Below are 21,139 nucleotides of genomic sequence, written 5' to 3'. Positions count from 1 at the left end.
ATGAATGTAGATCTCAAGAATAAAGTCTCGATTTGGGAAAAGATAGGGTATGGACTAGGTGATGGTGCTGCTAATATAGCTTGGCGAGGTGTGTCAACCTTTTTATTGTTCTTTTATACTGATGTGTTTGGTATAACAGCGGCAGCGGCAGGTTTATTGTTATTAGTTGCACGCTTTAGTGATGGAATTAGTGATGTTGCCATGGGAATAATAGGTGATCGCACTAAATCGAAATATGGGAAGTTTAGACCATGGATATTGTGGACAGCATTGCCATTAGCAGGAATTTTATCTTTGTTGTTTACGAGCCCTAATCTTGGAATGACAGGTAAAATTATTTATGCTTATACAACCTACATTCTTTTTACTTTAATTTATACAGCAAACAATATTCCATACGGTGCCTTAATGGCTGTTATGACTGGCGATAATAAAGAGCGCACTAGTTTGGGATCTTTCAGAATGGTTGGTGCTTTTGCAGGTGGGATGATCGTCCAAGGCGCGTTATTGTTTTTGGTTGCATATTTTGGAAATGTTAATCCAACCATTGAGATTGATAAGTTAAATGAATCGCGATACGAAGTGAGTGTTTCATCATCTCAGTTTGTCGAAAATGCAAATATTAAAACGAAGGATGGACTTGCTACTTTTGTGTGGCAAAACCCTAGCGTTGAGCAGAAAAAAGAGCCTGCTCCATATATTAGTTTTTCAATGAATCCTGATCAGGTCTATCGTTTTATTGTAGAAGGAGAATTGGATCTAGAAGTTGAAAAAATACGTTTGATTAATCAGAAAAAAGGATATAGTAATTCAATTTATTTGATGTCTGTTTTCTTAGCTTTATTCATGTTTCTGACTTTTGTTTCTACAAAAGAGAGGGTGTCGCCACCTAAAACTCAAAAGGCAAACCTTAAACGTGACTTATCGGATCTAATTAACAATAAGCCCTGGCTTGTTCTTTTAGTTGTTGGACTATTATGGACCATCTATAATTCCATTAAGCAAGGTATGGTTATGTATTACTTTACGGCCTATCTTAATAATCAATTATTGGCAGCTTCTTTTCTTATTGCTTTGATGATTGCCTCTATTTTAGGTGCAATGGCAACAGCGCCGTTAGGTAAAAGATTCGGTAAGCGTAAGCTTTTTATATATGCCCTTTTATTTTCAGGTGGTGTAAATGCCTTGTTTTTGTTTTGTGGTCCACAGGATATTGGCGCCATTTTTACCATCGGAATTATATCTGAATTTGGTGCAGCTATTTTCCCAACACTATTTTTTGCAATGCTTGGTGATGCTGCTGATTATTCAGAATATAAAAATGGAAGAAGAGCCACCGGACTTATATATTCAGCTGGTTCATTTGTGACGAAATTTGGTGGAGGACTTGCTGCTGCAATAATAGGTGCTGTGATGGCCGCCTACCATTATGATGGTATGGACTCAAGTACAATACAGGGCGCAATACCTGCAATCAAAATGTTAATGAGTTGGATACCTGCATTAGTAGCATTATTAGCTGCAATATTAATGACTATTTATCCACTTACACAATCAAAACTGGATGACATTACAAAAACGTTGCTTGAGCGAAGAGCTTTGGAAGAATAGGGTGATTTGATTGTTGATTTTGACGAGGCTGATTTATGAGCAAAGAGAGATAAAATAAAAAGTATAGTAGTAGAATTAAAAGAGAAGAGATGAAGTTTGGATTTTTTGATGATGTAGCGAAGGAGTATGTGATTACAACGCCGGAAACCCCTTTCCCGTGGATTAATTATTTGGGCAATAAAGATTTTTTTGGGCTTGTGTCAAATACAGGAGGAGGATATAGTTTTTATAAAGATGCTAAGTTTCGACGCTTAACCAGGTATCGTTACAATAATGTGCCAATGGATAATGGTGGTCGTTATTATTATATTAAAGAAGGTGATGCTGTTTGGAATCCAGGTTTCAAGCCTACGCAAACTAAGTTGGATAAATACGAGTGTCATCACGGTTTGGGTTATACCCGGTTTGTGAGTGAAAAGAATGGTTTAAGTTCTGATTTGCTTTGTTTTATACCGCTCGATTATTTAGGAGAGGTTCATTTGCTTAAACTGAAGAATAATACTGATGCTGTCAAAAAGATAAAGCTATTTTCGTTTCTTGAGTGGTGCTTGTGGAATGCTGAAGATGATATGACCAATTTTCAGCGTAACTTCTCAACAGGAGAGGTTGAAGTAGAAGGATCAGCCATCTATCACAAAACAGAGTATAAGGAGCGTCGCGATCACTATGCTTACTTCTCAGTTAATAAAGAAATTCAGGGTTACGATACGGATAGAGAATCGTTTATTGGTATGCACAATGGATTTAATAATCCCAAAGCAGTGCTTGAAGGAAAAGCTACCAATAGCGAGGCGCACGGATGGTCACCTATAGCATCGCATTATTTTGAAATTGAATTGCAGCCAGGTGAAGAAATTGAATATGTTTTCAACCTTGGTTATGTTGAAAATAAAAAGGAGGAGAAATGGGAGTCGAAAAATGTAATCAATAAGACGATTGCAAAAAACATGATTGCTCAGTTTGACACTACTGAAAAAGTACAAAAAGCTTTTGATGAGCTTTCAAGTTATTGGAATGGCTTATTAAATACCATGCAATTAGATAGTGATGAGAAGCCATTAAATCGCATGGTTAATATCTGGAATCAGTATCAGTGCATGGTGACTTTTAATATGTCACGCAGTGCTAGCTTCTTCGAAAGTGGTATAGGGCGTGGCATGGGCTTCCGCGATTCTAATCAGGATTTAATTGGATTTGTGCATCAGGTGCCTGAAAAAGCAAGAGAACGAATTCTGGACATTGCTGCTACACAATTTGAAGATGGAGGTTGTTATCACCAATATCAACCATTAACGAAAAAAGGAAATCATGCCCTAGGTGGAGATTTTAACGATGATCCATTGTGGTTGATTCTATCGGTCACCACATATATTAAAGAAACAGGTGATTTTTCTATTCTTGATGAACAGGTGCCGTTTGATAACGATGAAACTAAAGCGCAATCATTGTTTCATCACTTGAAAGTGTCATTTTATCATGTGGTTAATAATTTAGGCCCACATAACTTGCCGCTTATTGGTCGTGCCGATTGGAACGATTGCTTAAATCTTAATTGTTTCTCAACCGATCCAAATGAATCTTTCCAAACAACAGGAAATAAAAAAGGACGTACCGCTGAATCATTGATGATAGCTGGTTTGTTTGTGGTGTATGGTAAAGAGTTTGTGAAACTTTGTCAGCGAATTGATAAAAGCGAAGAGGGAGCAAACGCACAGGTTCATATTGATGTAATGGTTGAAGCCATTAAGCAACATGGTTGGGATGGAGATTGGTATCTACGAGCATACGATTACTATGGCAATAAAGTAGGTTCGGATGAAAACGAAGAAGGAAAAATCTTTATTGAATCGCAAGGATGGTGTGCCATGGCTGAGGTAGGTCTCGAGGATGGTATGGTAGAAAAGGCATTAAACAGTGTGAAAGAGCGCTTGGATTCACCTTATGGTATTGTGTTAAATAATCCCGCTTTTACCAAATATTACATTGAGTATGGCGAGATATCAACTTACCCGGCAGGTTATAAGGAGAATGCAGGTATTTTCTGCCATAATAATCCTTGGGTGATTATTGGTGAAACTATTTTAGGTAGAGGAAATCAAGCCTGGGAATATTTCCGTAAAATATGTCCTGCTTATCTTGAAGATATTAGTGAGTTGCACAAGGTTGAGCCATATGTATACTGTCAGATGATCGCAGGTAAAGATGCCTTTAAGCCAGGAGAAGGTAAGAATAGTTGGTTAACAGGAACGGCTTCGTGGAATTTCTACACCTTGGTTCAATATATATTAGGTATTCAACCTCAGTACGATGGTTTGTTAATCGATCCTTGTATTCCTTCGGATTGGAAAGGGTATAATTTTAAACGCATTTTTAGAGGTACTACTTACAATATCGAAGTTAAAAATCCGAATGGCAATCAGAAAGGTGTGAAGAAAATTATGGTTGACGGAAAAGTGATTGACGGCCAGTTAATTCCTTTAATGGAGCAAGGAGAATATAAAGTTATAGTTGAGATGTAATAGCTTAATTGTATTAAAGAAATAAGTGAAATAAACCCAGAAAAATATATGTGCCTATGAGATGAAATAATCGAAAGGAAACGAAAGAATCCGGAAAATAAATTGGACTCTATTACCGGATTCTTAGGAATCAACCCCAATAATTAAAGGAATTGAAATAATCAAAGTTTTGCAAAGTTATGAAAAAGTTTATAATAATGAGGCTGCAAATGTCATGCGCCTCTGTAATTATAGCATTGATCTATTTTCTGAATAGATTTTTACCACCATTTCAACTTATCGCATCTACTTTTTTTAAGAAGAGAAATGTCTTTAATATGCTTTAAACTAGCGTATATTAAATGAGATGTGCTCTTTTGTATCCACTTTTTAATTACTACGGGATTAAGTGCTTTGTTAAATAGTGTTTATTTGTTAGTAACATCTTTAACATTGGTATAGAAGATAATCCACACGCCAAAGGATAAATATTCAATCGATCTGAATTGAAATTATTCGTAGCGATAAGCTTCCTTTTATTTGCGAGGATTGTATTCTGAAATTTTAAAAAGAATATTTAGCTGAACCAAAATATTAATTAAAACAAGTTGTGCTTATGACATAATTTATCGAGACGGAAAACGAAAGAATTCGGAAAATAAATTGGACTCTATTGCCGGATTCTTAGGAGTTAATACCCAATAATTAAATGGAATTGAATTAATTAAAGTTTGCAAATTTTATGAAAAAGTCTAGACTTAAGACGCAGCATTTTCTATGTGTGCGCGACAAAAAGACTAACGGCCATTGGCTGTTTAAATCAGCAATTATTTTATTGCTAGCTATTTTTAATATTTCACAAGTAAGTGCCCAATCTAAAATGATATCGGGTACGGTAAACGATGCAAGTGGAATCTCTTTACCAGGTGTAACCATCGCCATTAAAGGCACAACCCAGGGAACCATCACGGATGTAGATGGTCAATTTTCTTTGGAGGTGTCACCTGAGAATACTCTAATTTTTAGTTTTGTTGGTTACAATGAACAGGAAGTTTTGGTTGGTGACCAAACAACTTTTAATATCACTTTAGAAGAGGAAGCCATTGACATGGATGAGGTGGTAGTAGTAGGTTATGGCGTGCAACGAAAAAGCGTTGTAACAGCAGCTATCGGATCGGTTAAAGGCGAAGAGTTAGAAAAAGTATCCAACGGACGTGTTGAAAGTGCATTGCAGGGGCGAACTGCTGGTGTGGCTGTTATGCCAACATCGGGAGCACCTGGTGCAGGTGTTAAGATTCGTATTCGTGGTACAGGATCCAATGGAAGCAGTAACCCACTCTACATTGTTGATGGTATGAAAACGGGCGGTATTGATGACCTTGATCCGAACGATATTGAATCGATGGAAGTACTTAAGGATGCTGCATCTGCTGCTATTTACGGTACTGAAGGTGCCAATGGTGTTGTAATGATAACGACTAAAAGTGGTAAAAAGGGAACAACACAAGTAAGTTATAATTTTCAGTACGGTATTCAGAACCTTTCAACAAATGCTGAAATGATGAATGCAGCAGAGTATTCACAATTTATGTCTGAGGCAGGAGAAACTGTAACTCCTCCGGCTGGCGAGAATTATGATACTGACTGGTTAGATGCTATTAGTACAGCAGCTCCAATGCAGCGTCATAGCTTAAGTTTTTCGGGAGGTTCTGAGAAATCAACTTATCTAATGTCGGGTTCTTTTTTGAGACAAGATGGAGCAATTGGTGGTGAAGATGCACGTTTTGAACGTTATACATTCCGTATAAATACTAAAAGCGAAATGAAGCCATGGTTGGAAGTTGGTAATAATCTTAACTTTTCTCACTCAAGTCGCAATGTGTTACCTGAGGATGATGAGTATCGTTCAATCGTAAATAGTGCTTTGTTGATGGATCCTTATACGCCGATTATTGAGTCGGATATGAGTAGAATTGATGCGATTTATGCTGGTGGTAATACTCCACTTCAAAATGGAAGTGGGCAGTACTATGGACTTAATCGTTTTGTAACTGGTGAAACTGCCAATCCTGTTGCCTTTATGGAAAATACCCACGATAAGCAGATAACAGATAAGTTACTAGCTTCTTTCTATGGAACTTTAAAACCGTTAAAAGGTTTAAGTATCACTTCTCGTATTGGTTTAGAATTGACTTATGTGACTCAGAAAGCTTGGTCACCAAAATATTATTTTTCATCAGAACGTTCGAATAATACTAACATTGTTGAAGATTGGTCAGACAAGTATTATAAGGCACTTTGGGAAAACTTTGCGTCTTATAATAAGAAATTTGGGGATCATGATTTCACGGGATTGATTGGTATGTCTTTTGAAGATTATACGCACCCTAACTATTACCTGAAGTCACAAATGCCAAAGGAAGGATCGCAATATGCTTACCATGATTTTTCGGTTGAAAAGACAACTAACCGTGTTGGTGGAACATTAGAAGAATCTTCACTAGTATCATATTTTGGACGATTGAGTTATAACTATAAAGCCAAATACATGGTGGAGGCTTCTTTAAGAAGGGATGGAGCCAGTGTATTACCAAAGGATAATCGTTGGAATTCATTTGCTGCCATATCTGGTGGATGGGTTATTTCACAGGAAGATTTCTGGGGAGTTGATGCTATAGATTATTTGAAGCTTAGAGCCAGTTGGGGTGAAAATGGTAGTATCGCTAATGTTATTCCATTTGCCGATCGTGAATTTTGGACTTCAGAAGGGATAATGTACCCTAATGAGGATGAAACTTTGGCTCAAGGTTCAAGAGTTGACAGCCCAATTAATCCAGATTTGTTATGGGAAAAATCTGATCAAACAAACGTTGGTGTTGATTTAAGAGCTTTTGCCAGTCGTTTTAGTTTTTCAATGGACTATTATAAGAAAAGTACAGAAGGTTTAATTAAAACACTTACTTTACCAGGTAGTTATGGTAACTATAATAGCCCATCAGCCAACTTAGGTACGGTTGAAAACTCTGGTTTTGAATTTGAAATGGGATGGCGCAATACAACTTCATTTGGTTTAAAGTATTCTGTTAATTTGAATTTGAGTACACTTAAAAATGAAGTAACACAAGTATTAGACGATACACCACAACCGGGAGCAAATGTTCGTGGATATGATATGACTTGGTTTGAACAGGGACAACCGATTTGGTATTTTAAAGGCTATAAGACTAATGGCATTAACCCAGAAACAGGTGAGCCTAATGTGGTTGATGTGAGTGGTGATGGCGAAATTACTGCAGCTGACCAAACCTATATTGGTGATCCACACCCTGATCTATTATATGGTGCTACTATTAATTTAGAGTATAAAAACTTTGATTTCAGTATGTTCATGCAAGGTATGTCAGGAAATGATGTATTTATGGCTTGGTTCCGTACTGATCGTAAAATGACCAATAAACCTAAGTTTTTCTTTGATGATAGATGGACTCCAGGAAATACAGGTGCATCAATGCCAAAACCAAATAATGAAAGTGATTATTTGTATAGAAGTGATTTAGTGGTTCAGGATGCATCGTATATGCGTATCAAACAGCTACAGTTAGGCTACACGATTCCTACAAATCTAGTTTCTTCAATTGGTTTAAGTAGAGTTCGCGCTTTTATTTCTTTGGATGATTATTTTACATTCACTAAGTATAAAGGTATGGATCCCGAAGCTGGTTCAGGTGATGACAATCGCCAAGGTATTGACAAAGGGCTTTATCCTACAACTAAGAAGTTTATGTTCGGTTTGTCCGTTAATTTCTAATTCAAAATCAGAGAACAATGAAAAATTTAAGATATAATATATTTGTGTTGTTTCTAATACTGATTGGTGCTGCATGTTCTGATTCTGTATTAGATAAAGACCCAGTAGGGAAGTTTTCAAGTGATGATTATTTAACAACAGAAGAGGAAGCTGAATCCGCCATTATTGGTGTATATGATTTTCTACAGGTAGGTTATAATAACTACGGTGATTGGTCAAGTATCTTTTTCGCTAAAGTTTTACCTGGTGATGATGTAAATGCTGGAGGAGGTTCTTCTTCAGACCAACCTAAATTACAACAGTTAAATAACTTTACACATGAGTATGATAATCCGGCATTAATGGATGTGTGGCATTCATTTTACCGTATTGTAAATTCATCAAATGGCATTTTAGCTATTATTTCACCTGATTTAGCAAATTATGACCAAGTTTCGGGAGAAGCGAAATTTTTTAGAGCTTATGCGTATTTTGAGTTAGTTACAATGTGGGGTGAAGTCCCTTTTTATACAGCGAATCCAACATCTCTACAAGTGGATTGGCCTAGAACGGATAAAACAACCATTTATAATCAAATTGCAAAAGACTTAACGGAAGCAATTACTCAATTGCCCTTAAAAGAAGATTTAGGTTCAGGCTTTGAATTTAGAATTTCAAAAGGTGCTGCGCGTGCTTTACTTGGCAAGATGCATTTATATAAACAAGAGTATGCCTTGGCACATGCAGCTTTTCAAGATGTTATTGATGATGATTATAGTTTGGTCGAAGATTATGGAACTATTTGGATGAAGGCGGAGAGAGCCGGATCTGAGTCCATTTTTGAAGTTCTGTATTCTAGTCAAAATTCGCACGACTGGGGCGGACCATGGGATGGTACTGCTGAATCTAATTTTGTGGTTCAATTAATGGGGCCTCGCGGCGATGGTTCATTTAATAACCTTGATGTTATCGGATATGTAAATGGTTGGGGATTTAATGTTCCTACTGAAAAGTTTGGTGATTTAATCAGAAATGAAGCCGGAACTGAAAGATATGAGGCTTCAACTATTTCAGATGCTGACTTTAAAGCCCTGGGTGGAGATGTGGATAAATCAGGGAACAATAATTGGGAAGCCTATGAAGATTATATTCGTTTGAAGTATTCAACAATACCGTCGGAAACAGCGGGTCCTGTTAATGAAGTTAACTGGAATACGCCTTTCAAACTTATTCGTTTGGCTGATGTGTTATTAATGGCAGCCGAAGCTTATAACAGAGATGGTAAAGATGCACAAGCTGTACCTTTAATCAGAGAAGTACGCCGTCGTGCTGGTTTTACCGATCATAGTGCTTGGGAGAATCTTACTGGCGATGCTTTGTTTGCTGTTATTAAAAAGGAGCGTTCTTTAGAATTGGCATTTGAGGGACATCGATTCTGGGATCTAGTTCGATGGGGTGATGCTTCTGCTGAGCTTAGTTCAAGAGGCTTTGTATCAGGCAAGAATGAAGTTTATCCTATTCCTAAGAGAGAAATTGATTTGAACCCAGGGATTTCTGTTGAGGATCAAAACCCAGGTTACAATTAAAATATTTAAGTTTTTTTATGAAAGACTGCCATTTTGTGGCAGTCTTTTTGTTTTTTTAATACCATAAACTTTAAATAAACCTTATGAAGTATTTTATTGTATTAACAGTTTTCGCATTAGTTGCCCTTTCGGGCTGCTCTTCTGGAGGAAATCAGAATTCAGAAGAGGATCGTTTTATTGAAGATCTATTGAGTAAAATGACGCTCGATGAAAAAATCGGGCAGTTAAATCAACATACCAGTCGATGGGAAATGACTGGGCCTGCACCAAAGGCAGATAACACTCAGGAATTATTTGAGAATATAAAAGCAGGTAAAGTTGGCTCCATGTTAAATGTGATTGGAGCCGAGGCAACTCGCGAAGCGCAAAAGCTTGCTGTTGAGAATAGCCGTTTGGGCATACCAATGATATTTGGTTACGATGTTATTCATGGTCAAAAAACAATGTTTCCAATTCCTTTAGCGGAAGCAGCTGCATGGGATCCTGAATTGGCTAAGCTTTCGGCATCAATTGCGGCGAAAGAGGCATCTGCTCAAGGATTGCACTGGACATTTGGACCAATGGTTGATGTTGGTCGTGATGCCAGATGGGGAAGAGTGATGGAAGGCGCAGGAGAAGATCCGTACCTGGCATCTATTATTTCTGTGGCTCGTATTAATGGTTTCCAGGGAGATAATTTAGATGACGTTGCAACCATTGCTGCTTGTGCGAAGCATTTTGCAGGTTATGGTTTTTCTGAAGCTGGACGTGATTATAACGCTGTTGATCTAAGTCGTGAATCTCTATATAATTTAGTGTTGCCAACTTTCAAAGCTTCCACTGAAGCTGGTGTTGCAACCTTTATGAATGCTTTCAATACCATCGATGGAGAACCATGTACTGCAAGTGATGCTTTAATGCGCGATCTATTGAAAGGAGAATGGGGATTTGATGGTTTTGTTGTCTCAGATTGGAATAGTATTGGTGAGATGATGGAACATGGTGCTGCGGCAGATTTGAAGGAGTCCGCATTACGTGCCATTCAAGGTGGTTGTGATATGGATATGGAGGCCTTGGCTTATATCACTCATTTGCAAGAATTGGTTGAAGAGGGTAAGGTTGATGAGAAGTTGATTGATGATGCTGTCCGTCGTATTTTAAGAATTAAATATCGTCTTGGTCTATTCGACGATCCTTACAAATATTCGGATGTAGAACGTGAGAAAAATTCTATCTACACGGAAGAGCATCGTGAGGCTTCAAGAAAGGTAGCACGCGAATCCATTGTTTTGCTTAAGAATGATGAGGCTGTTTTACCAATATCGGATAAGGTTAAATCCATTGCTGTAATTGGGCCATTAGCCGACGATAAGGATTCGCCATTGGGAAATTGGCGTGCACAGGCTGTTGCAAACACTGCTGTTTCTTTGCTTGAAGGAGTTGAGGCAAGTGTCGCCCCTTCGGTGAAGGTTAATTATGCCAAGGGCTGCGATTTGTCTATTGGTAAACGCACCTTTCCTGATTTCATGACCTTTAATGAAACAGACCGCTCTGGATTTAAAGCAGCAGTTAAGGCAGCAAAAAAATCAGATCTTGTTTTATTGGCAATAGGTGAAGATTGTTTTCAATCTGGAGAAGGGCGTAGTCAGACCGATATTGGTTTGCGTGGCCTTCAGAAAGAATTATTTGATGCAGTTTATGCCGTGAATAAGAATATTGTAGTGGTGCTAATGAATGGTCGTCCTTTGGCAATTCCTGATGTTGCTGTAAAGGCTCAAGCTATTGTAGAAGCTTGGCATGGAGGAACTGAGGCTGGACACGCTATTGCTGATGTTTTGTTTGGTCGCTATAATCCATCGGGTAAGTTGCCAATGACTTTTCCACGTAATGTTGGTCAGGTGCCAATTTATTACAATTATAAAAGTACTGGTCGGCCAACAGCAGAGCAGCCCGGACAGGCTTTGTGGTCGTGTTATACCGATTCGCCAAATACGCCCTTGTATCCATTTGGTTATGGTTTGAGTTATACCAATTTTCATTATTCTGATTTTAAATTGGATAAAAGTAGCATGTCGGTGAATGACGAGTTGATGTGCTCAGTAACAATTTCTAATAATGGAAGTGTAGATGGTAAAGAAGTCGTTCAGTTATATATTCAGGACCTTGCAGCTAAATATGCTCGTCCTGTAAAAGAACTTAAGGGTTTTGAAAAGATTGAACTGGCAGTTGGTGAAAGTAAAGAGCTACACTTTAGCTTGACCCAGAAAGAACTTGGTTACTATATGCCTAATGGGCAATACGTAGTTGAGCCTGGTAAATTCAAGGTTTTTGTAGGAGGTAACTCTGTTGAAACGCAAGAACTGGAATTTGAAATTAATCCGCATTATTCATCACATTAGTTAAGCACATAAGATTTAATGCGGATTAACCCCGACTTAGTTGCACCCAATTTTGAGTATCAAAATTGTTGGTAAAACTTTGTCGCAATACACTATATTATCATTTTGGTAAATAATTAGGGTTAAATAAAGGTATTTGCTGAGAGATTAGAATTAAGCTGGCTTCTAAGTCAGCTTTTTTTATTGTAGAAACTCGAGTAGCAAGAGAGAAAATCCCCAAAGTATTGGTAAACCATCAAAGATGATAGCGTAGTTATGATATGGTATATATTTGAGTCGAATAATAGCCAAAATGTACAGACATAAAATAGCAAATGAAATAAGTTGATGTAAGTTGTTGTTTAGGTTTAGAATAAGCAAAATAAAGGCTAGGACAATAAAAGCTAGCGAAATGAATTTGGTAGTGCTAAATCCCAATTTTTGTGGCCATGTTTTAATGGATGCTAAATCTTTAGAATAATCCCTGAGATCGAATATTAGTATCCATGCGAGGAGGAATGGAATGGCAAAGTAAATTGTATTTGCCTCAACTTGTGAAAATTGAGATTCAATTTGTGGTAAAATAGTGGTTACAACCAGCCAAGTAATTAAAATGCTTGGTGTTTTTAAGTAAGGAATCCACCTTAGCCCATGTTTCGTTTTATTTGGAAAAACATAAAGAAGGGACAATAGCCCTGCTATAAATAATAGTGTTTTTTGAATAATGTTTAGCCCAATGAAAAGATACAAACATACAAATAATGAAAGGCTTGAACTAATGATAAGTCCTGTTTTATATCTCTTTAGCCATTGCAAATGATCTTGATTCATTCTCTTAGAATGGATAAGTGAACTTGCAAGGTAAATGTAGTTGTAAATTGTATAAGTCCCCAGGAAAATTAGCGCAATAAGGTTAGCTCTAAGTTTATATTCAAACAAATAGGCTTGAATCCAAGCTACTGAGACTGCAGACAGAGAAATCCAAATGTTTGAAAATATTAACTTTCTTAAGAGCTTCATTAGTTAGCCTACTTTGCTAATGTTTTGCAAAGTATTTAGAGCTTGTATTTTAAACTGATTGCCTTCAACAACAACAATGCCACTGTCTTTGAAGTCCTTTAAAATTCGTATCAGGCTTTCCTTTGAGACGCTGGAAAGATCAGCCATATCCTGACGAGAGAGTGTTGTGTAGAAAGTATTTGATTCATACACTTCTTTAGATAAGTAAAGCAAGGTGTCAGCAACCCGCCCAGTCATCTTTTTGTGCGATAAATTAATTAATTGATGATACAGCGTTTGCATTAATTGGTGATTGTGCTTCAATACACTTTCAGCAAAATTATCATTGTCGTGAAATACTTTCCTAAAGGCTTCAATACTAATTAGGCATGTGTTCACATCCGTTATTGCAGAGGCTGAAAAATGATTCTTATTATCATCAAAAATACCGGGGCTAATTATAAAATCGCCTGGCTTTAGTACCTTAACAATAACACTCTTTCCTCCAAGCCCTTCAACGTGCATTTTTACATAGCCTGATTTTATACAAACCAAATTACTACAGCGCGCACCTTGTTTGATTATTGTTTCTCCTTTACGGTACTCAACTTTACAATGCGAATCTTTAAAAGTGTTGAGTTGTAACTCACTGAGCGTATCAAAGCCGTTAAACTTCATATTGCAATCATGGCAACCATTTAGATGGTTTGATGTGTGAGTCATGTGGTAATAAATTACTTGTTTGCTACAATGAATATAGCTTGATTTATTGGTTGTAACAAATGATTCGAAATATTTGTAGGTTAATGTTTTATTAGGGATGTAAACTTAGTTTGGTATCGTGTTGAGTTTCATTATTTAATACCGTAGCTGTAAAATGCAATTTTATTCAAATAATTTAATAGTTATGATAACTTTTTATCATGTTGGGCTTAATGGGTGTACTAGGTAGATGGTCTTTTTTGTTCCTTGATGATTATTCTTATTAGTCAATCAGTTAGTCTGTTTGTTTTGTTTAGCTAATGTTAATGTTGGTTAAACTGTGGTGTAATAGGTTAGTAATTAGTGCATAAGGGAGTATTGTTAGTTGTAATGATTATAAATAAGGAATTAAATCTACATTAAATCAGCAGTATTAAGTTCTACGTTAACAGTAGGTTAGTGAGTTTGTGTTGATTTTTGTCAATGGGGGTTCGTATTATTTACACCGTGCTACTTATTAAAAAAATGTTTAAAATTGTTAACGCTGAAATTAAATAGAGGTTAACAATAATTCAAATAGTATGAAAGAGCTGAAACAATTTTTTTATCTGGTACTTGTGGTATTAGCCACAGCAACCATGAGCTGTACTAAAGAAGGTCCACAAGGTGAGGCTGGAAAAGATGGAAAAGATGGTATTGATGGCACCAATGGCACCGATGGGGCTAATGGTAACTCTACATGTATGGAGTGTCATAACGATGAAAGTGATTTGTTTTTGAAACAAACTCAGTTTGAGCATTCAACGCACTTTGTTGATGGCCCAAGTCATGTTGGTTATGCTAATTATGCAGGAGGTTCATGTTCAATGTGTCATTCAAATGAAGGTTTTTTAACTGCCGTTGCTAATGATAATAATTCAGGAGGTTCACATCCGGAAGCTACTCCGATGAGTTGTGGTACCTGTCACCAAATACATAAAACCTATACAACAGATGATTATAAAATGCATTATACCAAAGCGGTTGATATGTATTTAAATGAGAATGATGTGTTTACAGGCTTAGAGGTAGATGCTACAAGTCAATATAGTGATCCAAATGGCATGAGTAATACATGTATTAAATGTCACCAGCCACGCCACAGAGGTGATACACAACCAGATCCAACAGTTGATGGAACCTTAGAAATTTCTGCTGGTGCAGCTGCTCATTGGGGACCACATTATGGAGCGCAAGGCGCTATTTTTGGTGGTGTTGGTGGATATGTAGGAACAACAGATCCAACTGCTCCATCTGGAACCAAAGGGCATCATAGCTGTAAAAGTTGTCACATGTCGTTTATTGCTTCAACAGGAAATTATGGCGAATACTTGGGAGGCCACGCAATGGGGCTTCGTAAAGGCGATGATACGGTTGAATTTGGAGCTTGTAATACTTGTCATACCGACCGTGGAGCTACAATTGATTTAGAAGGTATTATGGCTTCTACCAAAGCGCTTCATGCCTTATTAGGACAAGACCTAATGGATGCTGGTATTATGGATGCTGAAGGACATCTTATTGGCGGTACATGGACTAATAAAGAGCTTGCAGCCTACTGGAATTATGCGTTGGTTAAGAATGATCACAGTTATGGCATTCATAATAAGGAGTACAGTGAGTCATTGATTACTGCAGGAAGAGCATATTTAGGTACAAATAACTAAAACATATCTTCAACTGCTTTCTTTATCCTAAGAAAGCAGTTGTTGTATACTTACATCTATTACCTGTTATTTAGCGTAATAGAAAACGTATCGGCTTATGAAAAAAATAAAACATCTGATAATATCCTCATTACTGCTGCTGTTAATTGGCTTTGTAGGTTGTGAGTACAAAACAATAGTTCCAGATAAAGGAGACCCAGTTGATCCAGAAGTGCCAATTAGTTTTTCTGCTGAGGTAGAGCCTATTTGGACAAGTCAGGGTTGTGTTAGCTGTCATCCTAGTGCAGGAGGACTTGATTTAACAGTGGGCAATGCTCATGCTAGTTTAATGAGTCATCCAAGGGCAATAAATAAAGATAATTCTTCTGAAAGTACAATTCTTACTTTTAAAACGGTTCAACCTGGTCCTCATGGAAGTGTTGATTATGTTGGTAACCAAAGTGAAATAATAAAGGTGTGGATTGACCAAGGCGCATTAGATAACTAAAACCTATAAACATGAAAAAATATTTATATACATTGGTTTTAGCTCTACTATCGAGCGCTATGTTATTTGCTCAAGAGGAAACCGAAACCGTAGAAAAAGTTGTTGACAAGCCAGTTCGTTCACCATGGGAATCGGGAACAATAGTTAACCATCATACTAGTGTAACACAACAAAAGAATACTTTAGAAATGGTGATTAATCACCGTTTTGGAGTTGTTGAGAATGGCATTAGTGATGTGTTTGGTATTATGGCTCCTGGTGCTAATATTCGTATTGGCTTTAATTATTCAATTTTAGATAATTTGAATGTTGGTTTTGGTACCAATAGTCAAAAGAAATATCAAGATTTTCAAGCTAAGTATACACCTTTTAGGCAAACACGTCAGAATACGATGCCCGTGAGTGTTACCTTGTATGGAAATGCTGCTATTGACGCTAGAGAAGAAACTGTTTTTGGCACGGATTATGCTTTTAGTGATCGTATGTCGTACTTTAGTGAGTTAATAGTAGATCGTAAATTTACAGATTGGATTACCTTAAAGGCCAGTGTTAACTTCACACATTATAATGCTGTGGATAGTTTAATGGACAATGACAAAATAGGTGTTGGATTTGGAGGACGCGTTAAGTTTAGTCCACAATCATCTTTAACATTTGAGTTAGGTATACCTTTGCAAATTTCAAGCATATCTCAATATTCCACTTTTACGAAACCGCCAAAGGCTCATATGGCCATTGGATATGAGGTTTCAACAAGTACGCATGCTTTCCAAATCTTTTTAACCAATGGTTTGGGTATTCTTAATCAAGAATTATACATGCACAATCAGGCCGAAATGGATTTAAGAAGTTTCCGTTTTGGATTTAATATTACACGTTTGTGGAATTTTTAGTATATTGAATTTTTTCAATACGAATTTAAAGAAAGGGATATGAAGAAAATTAAAGTTAGAATTTTATCAGGTAGTTTACTTGTTTTGTTTGGCTTGCTTTTAATGTCGTTTGTACAGGAAAAAAAGCCTTGGGATGTACCGGCTAAATATCAAAGTATGAAGAATCCTCAGTCAGTTGATGATGCTTCAATGGTGAAGTTAGGTAAAATGATGTATTCAAAGCATTGTAAATCATGTCACGGTAATTTTGGTGAAGGCAATGGACCAAAGGCCAGAAGTATTGATGCTGATTTAGGTGATTTTACTTCAGCTGAGTTTAAAGCTCAAAAGGATGGGGTTATCTATTACCAATCATTTGTTGGGCGTGATGAGATGCCTAATTTCGAAAAGAAAATTACGGATGAGGAAGAGCGTTGGGCAATTGTGACCTATATGCATACTTTAAAGAAAAAATAGGCTAATAAAGCTAAAAAAATACTGCCTGCTTAAAGAAGAGGATTCTTTCTGTGGGCAGTTTTTATATCGTCAATATTATATACATGCTATCATGAAAAAATTAAAGCGATCGTTGTTTCTAAGTGTTTTCTGCTTAGCTATTTTGCCTTATTCGCTTTTGGCACAACAAAATGAGAAGTGCCTAAGTTGCCATGGTGAGGTTTTTTATCAATATGAAAATGAGTGGACAGGACAAATGGACAAACGTCCGATGAATCCTTTTTATCATGTTGATAGCACAAAAATGCACTTATCAGTTCACAAATCATTTGCGTGCATCGATTGCCATTCGCCTGAATATGAAACATTCCCTCATTCAGGAGAATTGCGTATGGAAGAAAAATACGCTTGTATTGATTGTCATGGGGGAGATGATGACTATGCGAAGTATAATTTTGAGGGTATAGAAGCTGAATTTCAAGAGAGTGTTCATTATAAGGCAAATGATGAGAAGTTTAATTGTTGGATGTGTCACGACCCACATGGCTATCAATTGGCGTTGCGCGAAAATGGCCCAATTAAAGATGTGGTTAGTTTAAGCAACGATATGTGTTTGAGTTGCCATGCTAATAAATTTCAATATGGTTTATTGAGCGATGATGACCCTAAAGCAATTGAAGATATTCATGCCTGGTTGCCAAATCAAAGAAATCACTTTAATAAGGTGAGGTGTATCGATTGCCATACCAAGGTTCAGGATGATATATTAGTGTCGCATAAGATTTTGCCAAAAGCTGAAGCTTTGCGCAGTTGTGTGGATTGTCACAGTGCCAACTCTGTTTTAATGGAGTCACTATACGCACATAGGGTCGAAGAGAGTCGTGCACAGTCAGGCTTTTTTAATGCCACCATACTTAATGAAGGTTATATGATTGGTGCCAACCGAAATAAAACGCTTAATGTTGTGAGTATAGTTTTATTTGGCTTGATGATTTTTGGCTTGATGATTCACTTTATTCTTCGTTTAATTCTACTAAAAAAGAAATAAAAATGAGCGCGAAATTATATTTATATCCATTGTGGTTGAGGGTTTGGCATGCATTTAACGCTTTGTTTTTCTTGGTTTTATTAATCACAGGTATCAGCATGCAATATTCAAGTCCTGATTTACCTATTGTTCCTTTTGAATTAGCGGTAGCCAGTCATAATATTGCAGGAATTGGTATTGTTATTGCCTATGTTCTTTTCTTGTTGGCGATGATGTTCTCACCTAATAAGAAACATTACAAAATACAGTTTAAAGGTTTGATTGGTCGATTGACAAAACAAATTCAGTATTACGTTTTTGGTGTGTTTAAGAAGCAAGAACCACCTTTTCCTACTACAGAAGCAATGAAGTTTAATCCATTGCAACAAGTAACCTATGTGGCTGTATTGTTTGTTTTATTCCCAATATTAGCGATAACGGGCATTGCGCTGTTTTTTCCGGAATTAATTGTTAACAATGTTTTTGGGGTTGGAGGAACTTTATTGACAGCATTGTTACATGCAAGTGCAGGATTCGTGGTAAGCATGTTCTTATTTATTCATCTATATTTTGCAACAATGGGTGCTACTTTTACGTCTAATTTCAAGAGTATCGTGAGTGGATTTCATGAAGCACACTAAACTTGTTGATTGCATTTTTTTTAGTTCAAACTTTAAATAATTTACATGGTTGATGTTAATAAAGGCAAAGAGTTTTTGTCGGGCTTGGGTATTACTATCGTTTTACTTTTTCTTGGTTATATTTCAAATCCGGTTTTAGGACAATTTTCTTGGTTTAAGTTAATGTGGCCAAGTAATGCCTATTTTGTATCAATTATTTTTGCCTTAGGTATCGTAATTGGATTACTTAGTAGTAGTACTTTCCTTAGGCAATTAGCGTCGTTTTGGACCATGTTAGCTAGTATTGTTGTCCTGTTTTTAGGGGCGATATATTTGTATGTATTCCCATTAAAGGATGGTTTATCTATCTATCATTATATCGACGGAGTTGGTATACAGCTATTGATGGTGTATGTGTTTTTTGGAATTGGTTTTGCCATAATTCAGGGCTTATCAGCAAAGGGAGGTAGGACTTGGTTTACTGCCTTATCATACGTTGGACTTCTCCTTTTTATTTTCTCAACTGTTGGAGGGCAGCATGATTATTACAAAATGAAGATGCTTACGGGTACTGATCGTGCTATTTTCAATGGCGTGAATTACGACAAAGCAATTTATCGTACCCCATTTGCTATAAAGTTTCTGAATATTGTAATGCAGGATGAGCCGGCTAAATTAATTGTTGTAGCGGATGATGGTTCAATGGTTAGTGATTCTCTTTTAGGACCTAGTTTGGGTGAGTCATTATTGTTTTCTATAAACAATTGGAAGGTGGAAGTTGAATCTTATTTACCCAAGGCTATATTGACTGATAGTGGTTATGTTGAATCAAGTAAATTAAATACGATTCAGGCTGCACTGATTAATGTTTCTGATGCCTCAGGGGATTCATTGGTAAATGGCTGGCTTAGTTCTGGTATGAATGACCATAGACCCCGTTTGTTAAATGTAGATGGTAGAAATTCCTTGGGATTAAACTTGCCATTAACCACTAATTACATTGCAAAGATACGCGTGTTTGAAACGGTGACTAATTATACCGATTATGAAATAAAGCAAGATGAAGTCTTAAAACTTAAAGGTTGGTCAATTGCGGTTGCTGGTATAGATGAACGCTATGGAAGTCAAACTCCAGTTGTTGATTTATTACTCATTTTTGATCGCTGGATTGAGTTGAAATATATCGGATTTGCCCTTCTTTTAATAGGTTTGTTTTTTCGTATAAAGCGCAAATGATTAAAAATTAAACAGAAGCATGAATTGAATTCTTGCTGCATCGCCACTTTGGCCGCTAAAATCATTAACACTACCATACTGACCTTCTAATCCAAGGGTAAGGTTCTCATCCATTAACCAAAATAGGTTGGCGGATGAATAATGGCCGTTAAAGGTATCATCAATGGTATATCCTATTTCGGTTTCTAAATGCATGTAACCATAAACCAATGTGGATTTGAATTGGTCGCTCCACCATTTTTCATAGGCACAATAGCCGCCAAGCGATTTAATGTTAGACAGTTCTTTGCCACCCTTTGTTACCGCATCGTAGCCGCCACCTTCAAAGGATACAAGGTAACTGCCTATGCCTGAGCCACCATTTGCTTGGTATAGAAACTTATCTTTTTTACCAAGCATAAAGTGGCCCGATAATGATAGTCCACCAGCGTTATTAGCTAAGGTTTTCTCTTCTACCAGAAAATTAATTCTACGAAGTACCATGGCTAACTGTATATGTCCCCAATCACCTTTGTAATTTAAATGAGACGTAAGATCGGGTGCGCCTTGGAAAGTTGATGTTAAGGTCGAATCTACCACAGGAACTTCTGTAATACTTGCCCTAGGTGACTCAAATGCTACAGCAAAATGACCAAAATTTTCAATTTGCTTAGTGTATTTAACTTGTGCCGAACGTGCCCATGCTCCTGTCGGAGGTCCATCAAAATCAATGACATCTGGCCAGACATCCATGTCGCAAAAGGCTGACCAATCCTGCCCAACACGAAATGATTTAATGCCAATCCAAAAATGACGCAGCCTAAAATCTAATGGACCATCACCTAAGAAATCGCCTTCAAAAAAAGTGTATATGTTACCAAATTTTTCGGATTTGTAACCAGCATCGAGACTGATGCGTGATTGTCGTACGCTTAAAGCAAAGCGTGGAGATGTATTACTAGCTCCTGTCGGAATATTTGTAATATTAAACGACTCAGAATTCTGTAAGGCATTAAAATCGTAGAATCCATTTAGTCGCATCTGTCCTCCAATCGAAACTTTAAACTTAGAAGTGACAATGGTGTCTTTAAAAAAAGAATCAGAAGCGCTTAATGAGCTCTGCGCATAAAGCATTGATCCGATTAGAATGAAAATAATTGATAGGATAGATCTTAGAGAAGGATTCATTGTGTAATTTTGGCTCATATCAATTTTT

General features: G+C 36.9%; 15 protein-coding genes. 12 read left to right on the top strand and 3 right to left on the bottom strand.

The window, feature by feature from the left end; genetic code table 11:
- The 5 genes from ACRD7B_RS08935 to bglX all read left to right on the top strand — a co-directional run bounded on the left by ACRD7B_RS08935 (position 1) and on the right by bglX (position 11,860).
- Positions 1-1,611, top strand: coding sequence for an MFS transporter (locus tag ACRD7B_RS08935; protein ID WP_430824179.1), 1,611 nt, complete (start codon positions 1-3; stop codon positions 1,609-1,611).
- Positions 1,612-1,700: 89 nt separating this feature from the next.
- Positions 1,701-4,130 carry a glycoside hydrolase family 94 protein gene (locus ACRD7B_RS08930; RefSeq protein ID WP_430824178.1) on the top strand — a complete coding sequence of 810 codons (2,430 nt, stop codon included), beginning with the start codon at positions 1,701-1,703 and terminating at the stop codon, positions 4,128-4,130.
- A 721-nt stretch (positions 4,131-4,851) separates the two neighbouring features.
- Complete coding sequence (locus ACRD7B_RS08925; RefSeq protein WP_430824177.1) at positions 4,852-7,917, top strand: SusC/RagA family TonB-linked outer membrane protein; 3,066 nt, start codon at positions 4,852-4,854, stop codon at positions 7,915-7,917.
- A gap of 17 nt (positions 7,918-7,934) precedes the next feature.
- Entirely contained in the window at positions 7,935-9,482 is a 1,548-nt protein-coding gene (locus ACRD7B_RS08920; protein WP_430824176.1) for a RagB/SusD family nutrient uptake outer membrane protein, read from the top strand.
- 83 nt (positions 9,483-9,565) lie between these two features.
- Positions 9,566-11,860, top strand: a complete 2,295-nt coding sequence (gene bglX, locus ACRD7B_RS08915) for a beta-glucosidase BglX (RefSeq protein WP_430824175.1) — start codon at positions 9,566-9,568, stop codon at positions 11,858-11,860.
- A 180-nt stretch (positions 11,861-12,040) separates the two neighbouring features.
- Here bglX and ACRD7B_RS08910 read toward each other — a convergent pair whose 3' ends face one another.
- Positions 12,041-12,859 carry a UbiA prenyltransferase family protein gene (locus ACRD7B_RS08910; protein ID WP_430824174.1) on the bottom strand — a complete coding sequence of 273 codons (819 nt, stop codon included), beginning with the start codon at positions 12,857-12,859 and terminating at the stop codon, positions 12,041-12,043.
- 3 nt (positions 12,860-12,862) lie between these two features.
- On the bottom strand, positions 12,863-13,561 hold the full coding sequence (locus ACRD7B_RS08905) for a Crp/Fnr family transcriptional regulator (protein ID WP_430824173.1): 699 nt from the start codon (positions 13,559-13,561) through the stop codon (positions 12,863-12,865).
- Between the two features lie 560 nt (positions 13,562-14,121).
- On the opposite strand from ACRD7B_RS08905, the gene ACRD7B_RS08900 reads away from it, so the two are divergent.
- The 7 genes from ACRD7B_RS08900 (at position 14,122) to ACRD7B_RS08870 (ending at position 19,944) form a co-directional block, all read left to right on the top strand.
- Complete coding sequence (locus ACRD7B_RS08900; protein ID WP_430824172.1) at positions 14,122-15,246, top strand: hypothetical protein; 1,125 nt, start codon at positions 14,122-14,124, stop codon at positions 15,244-15,246.
- A 97-nt stretch (positions 15,247-15,343) separates the two neighbouring features.
- Positions 15,344-15,733: a hypothetical protein gene (locus tag ACRD7B_RS08895; protein WP_430824171.1), complete on the top strand. Its 390-nt coding sequence runs from the start codon at positions 15,344-15,346 to the stop codon at positions 15,731-15,733.
- An 11-nt stretch (positions 15,734-15,744) separates the two neighbouring features.
- Complete coding sequence (locus tag ACRD7B_RS08890; protein WP_430824170.1) at positions 15,745-16,626, top strand: DUF5777 family beta-barrel protein; 882 nt, start codon at positions 15,745-15,747, stop codon at positions 16,624-16,626.
- 39 nt (positions 16,627-16,665) lie between these two features.
- A complete protein-coding gene (locus ACRD7B_RS08885; protein ID WP_430824169.1) occupies positions 16,666-17,082 on the top strand; it encodes a c-type cytochrome in 417 nt (138 codons plus the stop codon).
- Positions 17,083-17,173: 91 nt separating this feature from the next.
- Positions 17,174-18,109 carry a cytochrome c3 family protein gene (locus ACRD7B_RS08880; protein ID WP_430824168.1) on the top strand — a complete coding sequence of 312 codons (936 nt, stop codon included), beginning with the start codon at positions 17,174-17,176 and terminating at the stop codon, positions 18,107-18,109.
- Positions 18,110-18,111: 2 nt separating this feature from the next.
- Positions 18,112-18,729 carry a cytochrome b/b6 domain-containing protein gene (locus tag ACRD7B_RS08875; protein WP_430824167.1) on the top strand — a complete coding sequence of 206 codons (618 nt, stop codon included), beginning with the start codon at positions 18,112-18,114 and terminating at the stop codon, positions 18,727-18,729.
- A 45-nt stretch (positions 18,730-18,774) separates the two neighbouring features.
- Positions 18,775-19,944, top strand: coding sequence for a hypothetical protein (locus tag ACRD7B_RS08870; RefSeq protein WP_430824166.1), 1,170 nt, complete (start codon positions 18,775-18,777; stop codon positions 19,942-19,944).
- On the opposite strand, the gene ACRD7B_RS08865 is transcribed toward ACRD7B_RS08870, so the two are convergent.
- Positions 19,945-21,129: a DcaP family trimeric outer membrane transporter gene (locus ACRD7B_RS08865; RefSeq protein WP_430824165.1), complete on the bottom strand. Its 1,185-nt coding sequence runs from the start codon at positions 21,127-21,129 to the stop codon at positions 19,945-19,947.
- Positions 21,130-21,139 lie beyond the last annotated feature (10 nt).

Origin of the sequence: Carboxylicivirga fragile, assembly GCF_050589805.1 — a bacterium.
Lineage (GTDB): Bacteria > Bacteroidota > Bacteroidia > Bacteroidales > Marinilabiliaceae > Carboxylicivirga > Carboxylicivirga fragile.
The sequence above is the reverse complement of the archived record's forward strand: the minus strand, read 5'-3'. Positions and strand labels throughout refer to the sequence as shown.

Coding starts and splice junctions, on each gene's coding strand:
- ACRD7B_RS08910 (WP_430824174.1), bottom strand. CDS start 12,859: ATGAAGCTCTTAAGAAAGTTAATATTTTCAAACATTTGGATTTCTCTG.
- ACRD7B_RS08905 (WP_430824173.1), bottom strand. CDS start 13,561: ATGACTCACACATCAAACCATCTAAATGGTTGCCATGATTGCAATATG.
- ACRD7B_RS08925 (WP_430824177.1), top strand. CDS start 4,852: ATGAAAAAGTCTAGACTTAAGACGCAGCATTTTCTATGTGTGCGCGAC.
- ACRD7B_RS08880 (WP_430824168.1), top strand. CDS start 17,174: ATGAAAAAATTAAAGCGATCGTTGTTTCTAAGTGTTTTCTGCTTAGCT.
- ACRD7B_RS08895 (WP_430824171.1), top strand. CDS start 15,344: ATGAAAAAAATAAAACATCTGATAATATCCTCATTACTGCTGCTGTTA.
- ACRD7B_RS08875 (WP_430824167.1), top strand. CDS start 18,112: ATGAGCGCGAAATTATATTTATATCCATTGTGGTTGAGGGTTTGGCAT.
- ACRD7B_RS08930 (WP_430824178.1), top strand. CDS start 1,701: ATGAAGTTTGGATTTTTTGATGATGTAGCGAAGGAGTATGTGATTACA.
- ACRD7B_RS08900 (WP_430824172.1), top strand. CDS start 14,122: ATGAAAGAGCTGAAACAATTTTTTTATCTGGTACTTGTGGTATTAGCC.
- bglX (WP_430824175.1), top strand. CDS start 9,566: ATGAAGTATTTTATTGTATTAACAGTTTTCGCATTAGTTGCCCTTTCG.
- ACRD7B_RS08865 (WP_430824165.1), bottom strand. CDS start 21,129: ATGAGCCAAAATTACACAATGAATCCTTCTCTAAGATCTATCCTATCA.
- ACRD7B_RS08885 (WP_430824169.1), top strand. CDS start 16,666: ATGAAGAAAATTAAAGTTAGAATTTTATCAGGTAGTTTACTTGTTTTG.
- ACRD7B_RS08890 (WP_430824170.1), top strand. CDS start 15,745: ATGAAAAAATATTTATATACATTGGTTTTAGCTCTACTATCGAGCGCT.
- ACRD7B_RS08920 (WP_430824176.1), top strand. CDS start 7,935: ATGAAAAATTTAAGATATAATATATTTGTGTTGTTTCTAATACTGATT.
- ACRD7B_RS08935 (WP_430824179.1), top strand. CDS start 1: ATGAATGTAGATCTCAAGAATAAAGTCTCGATTTGGGAAAAGATAGGG.
- ACRD7B_RS08870 (WP_430824166.1), top strand. CDS start 18,775: ATGGTTGATGTTAATAAAGGCAAAGAGTTTTTGTCGGGCTTGGGTATT.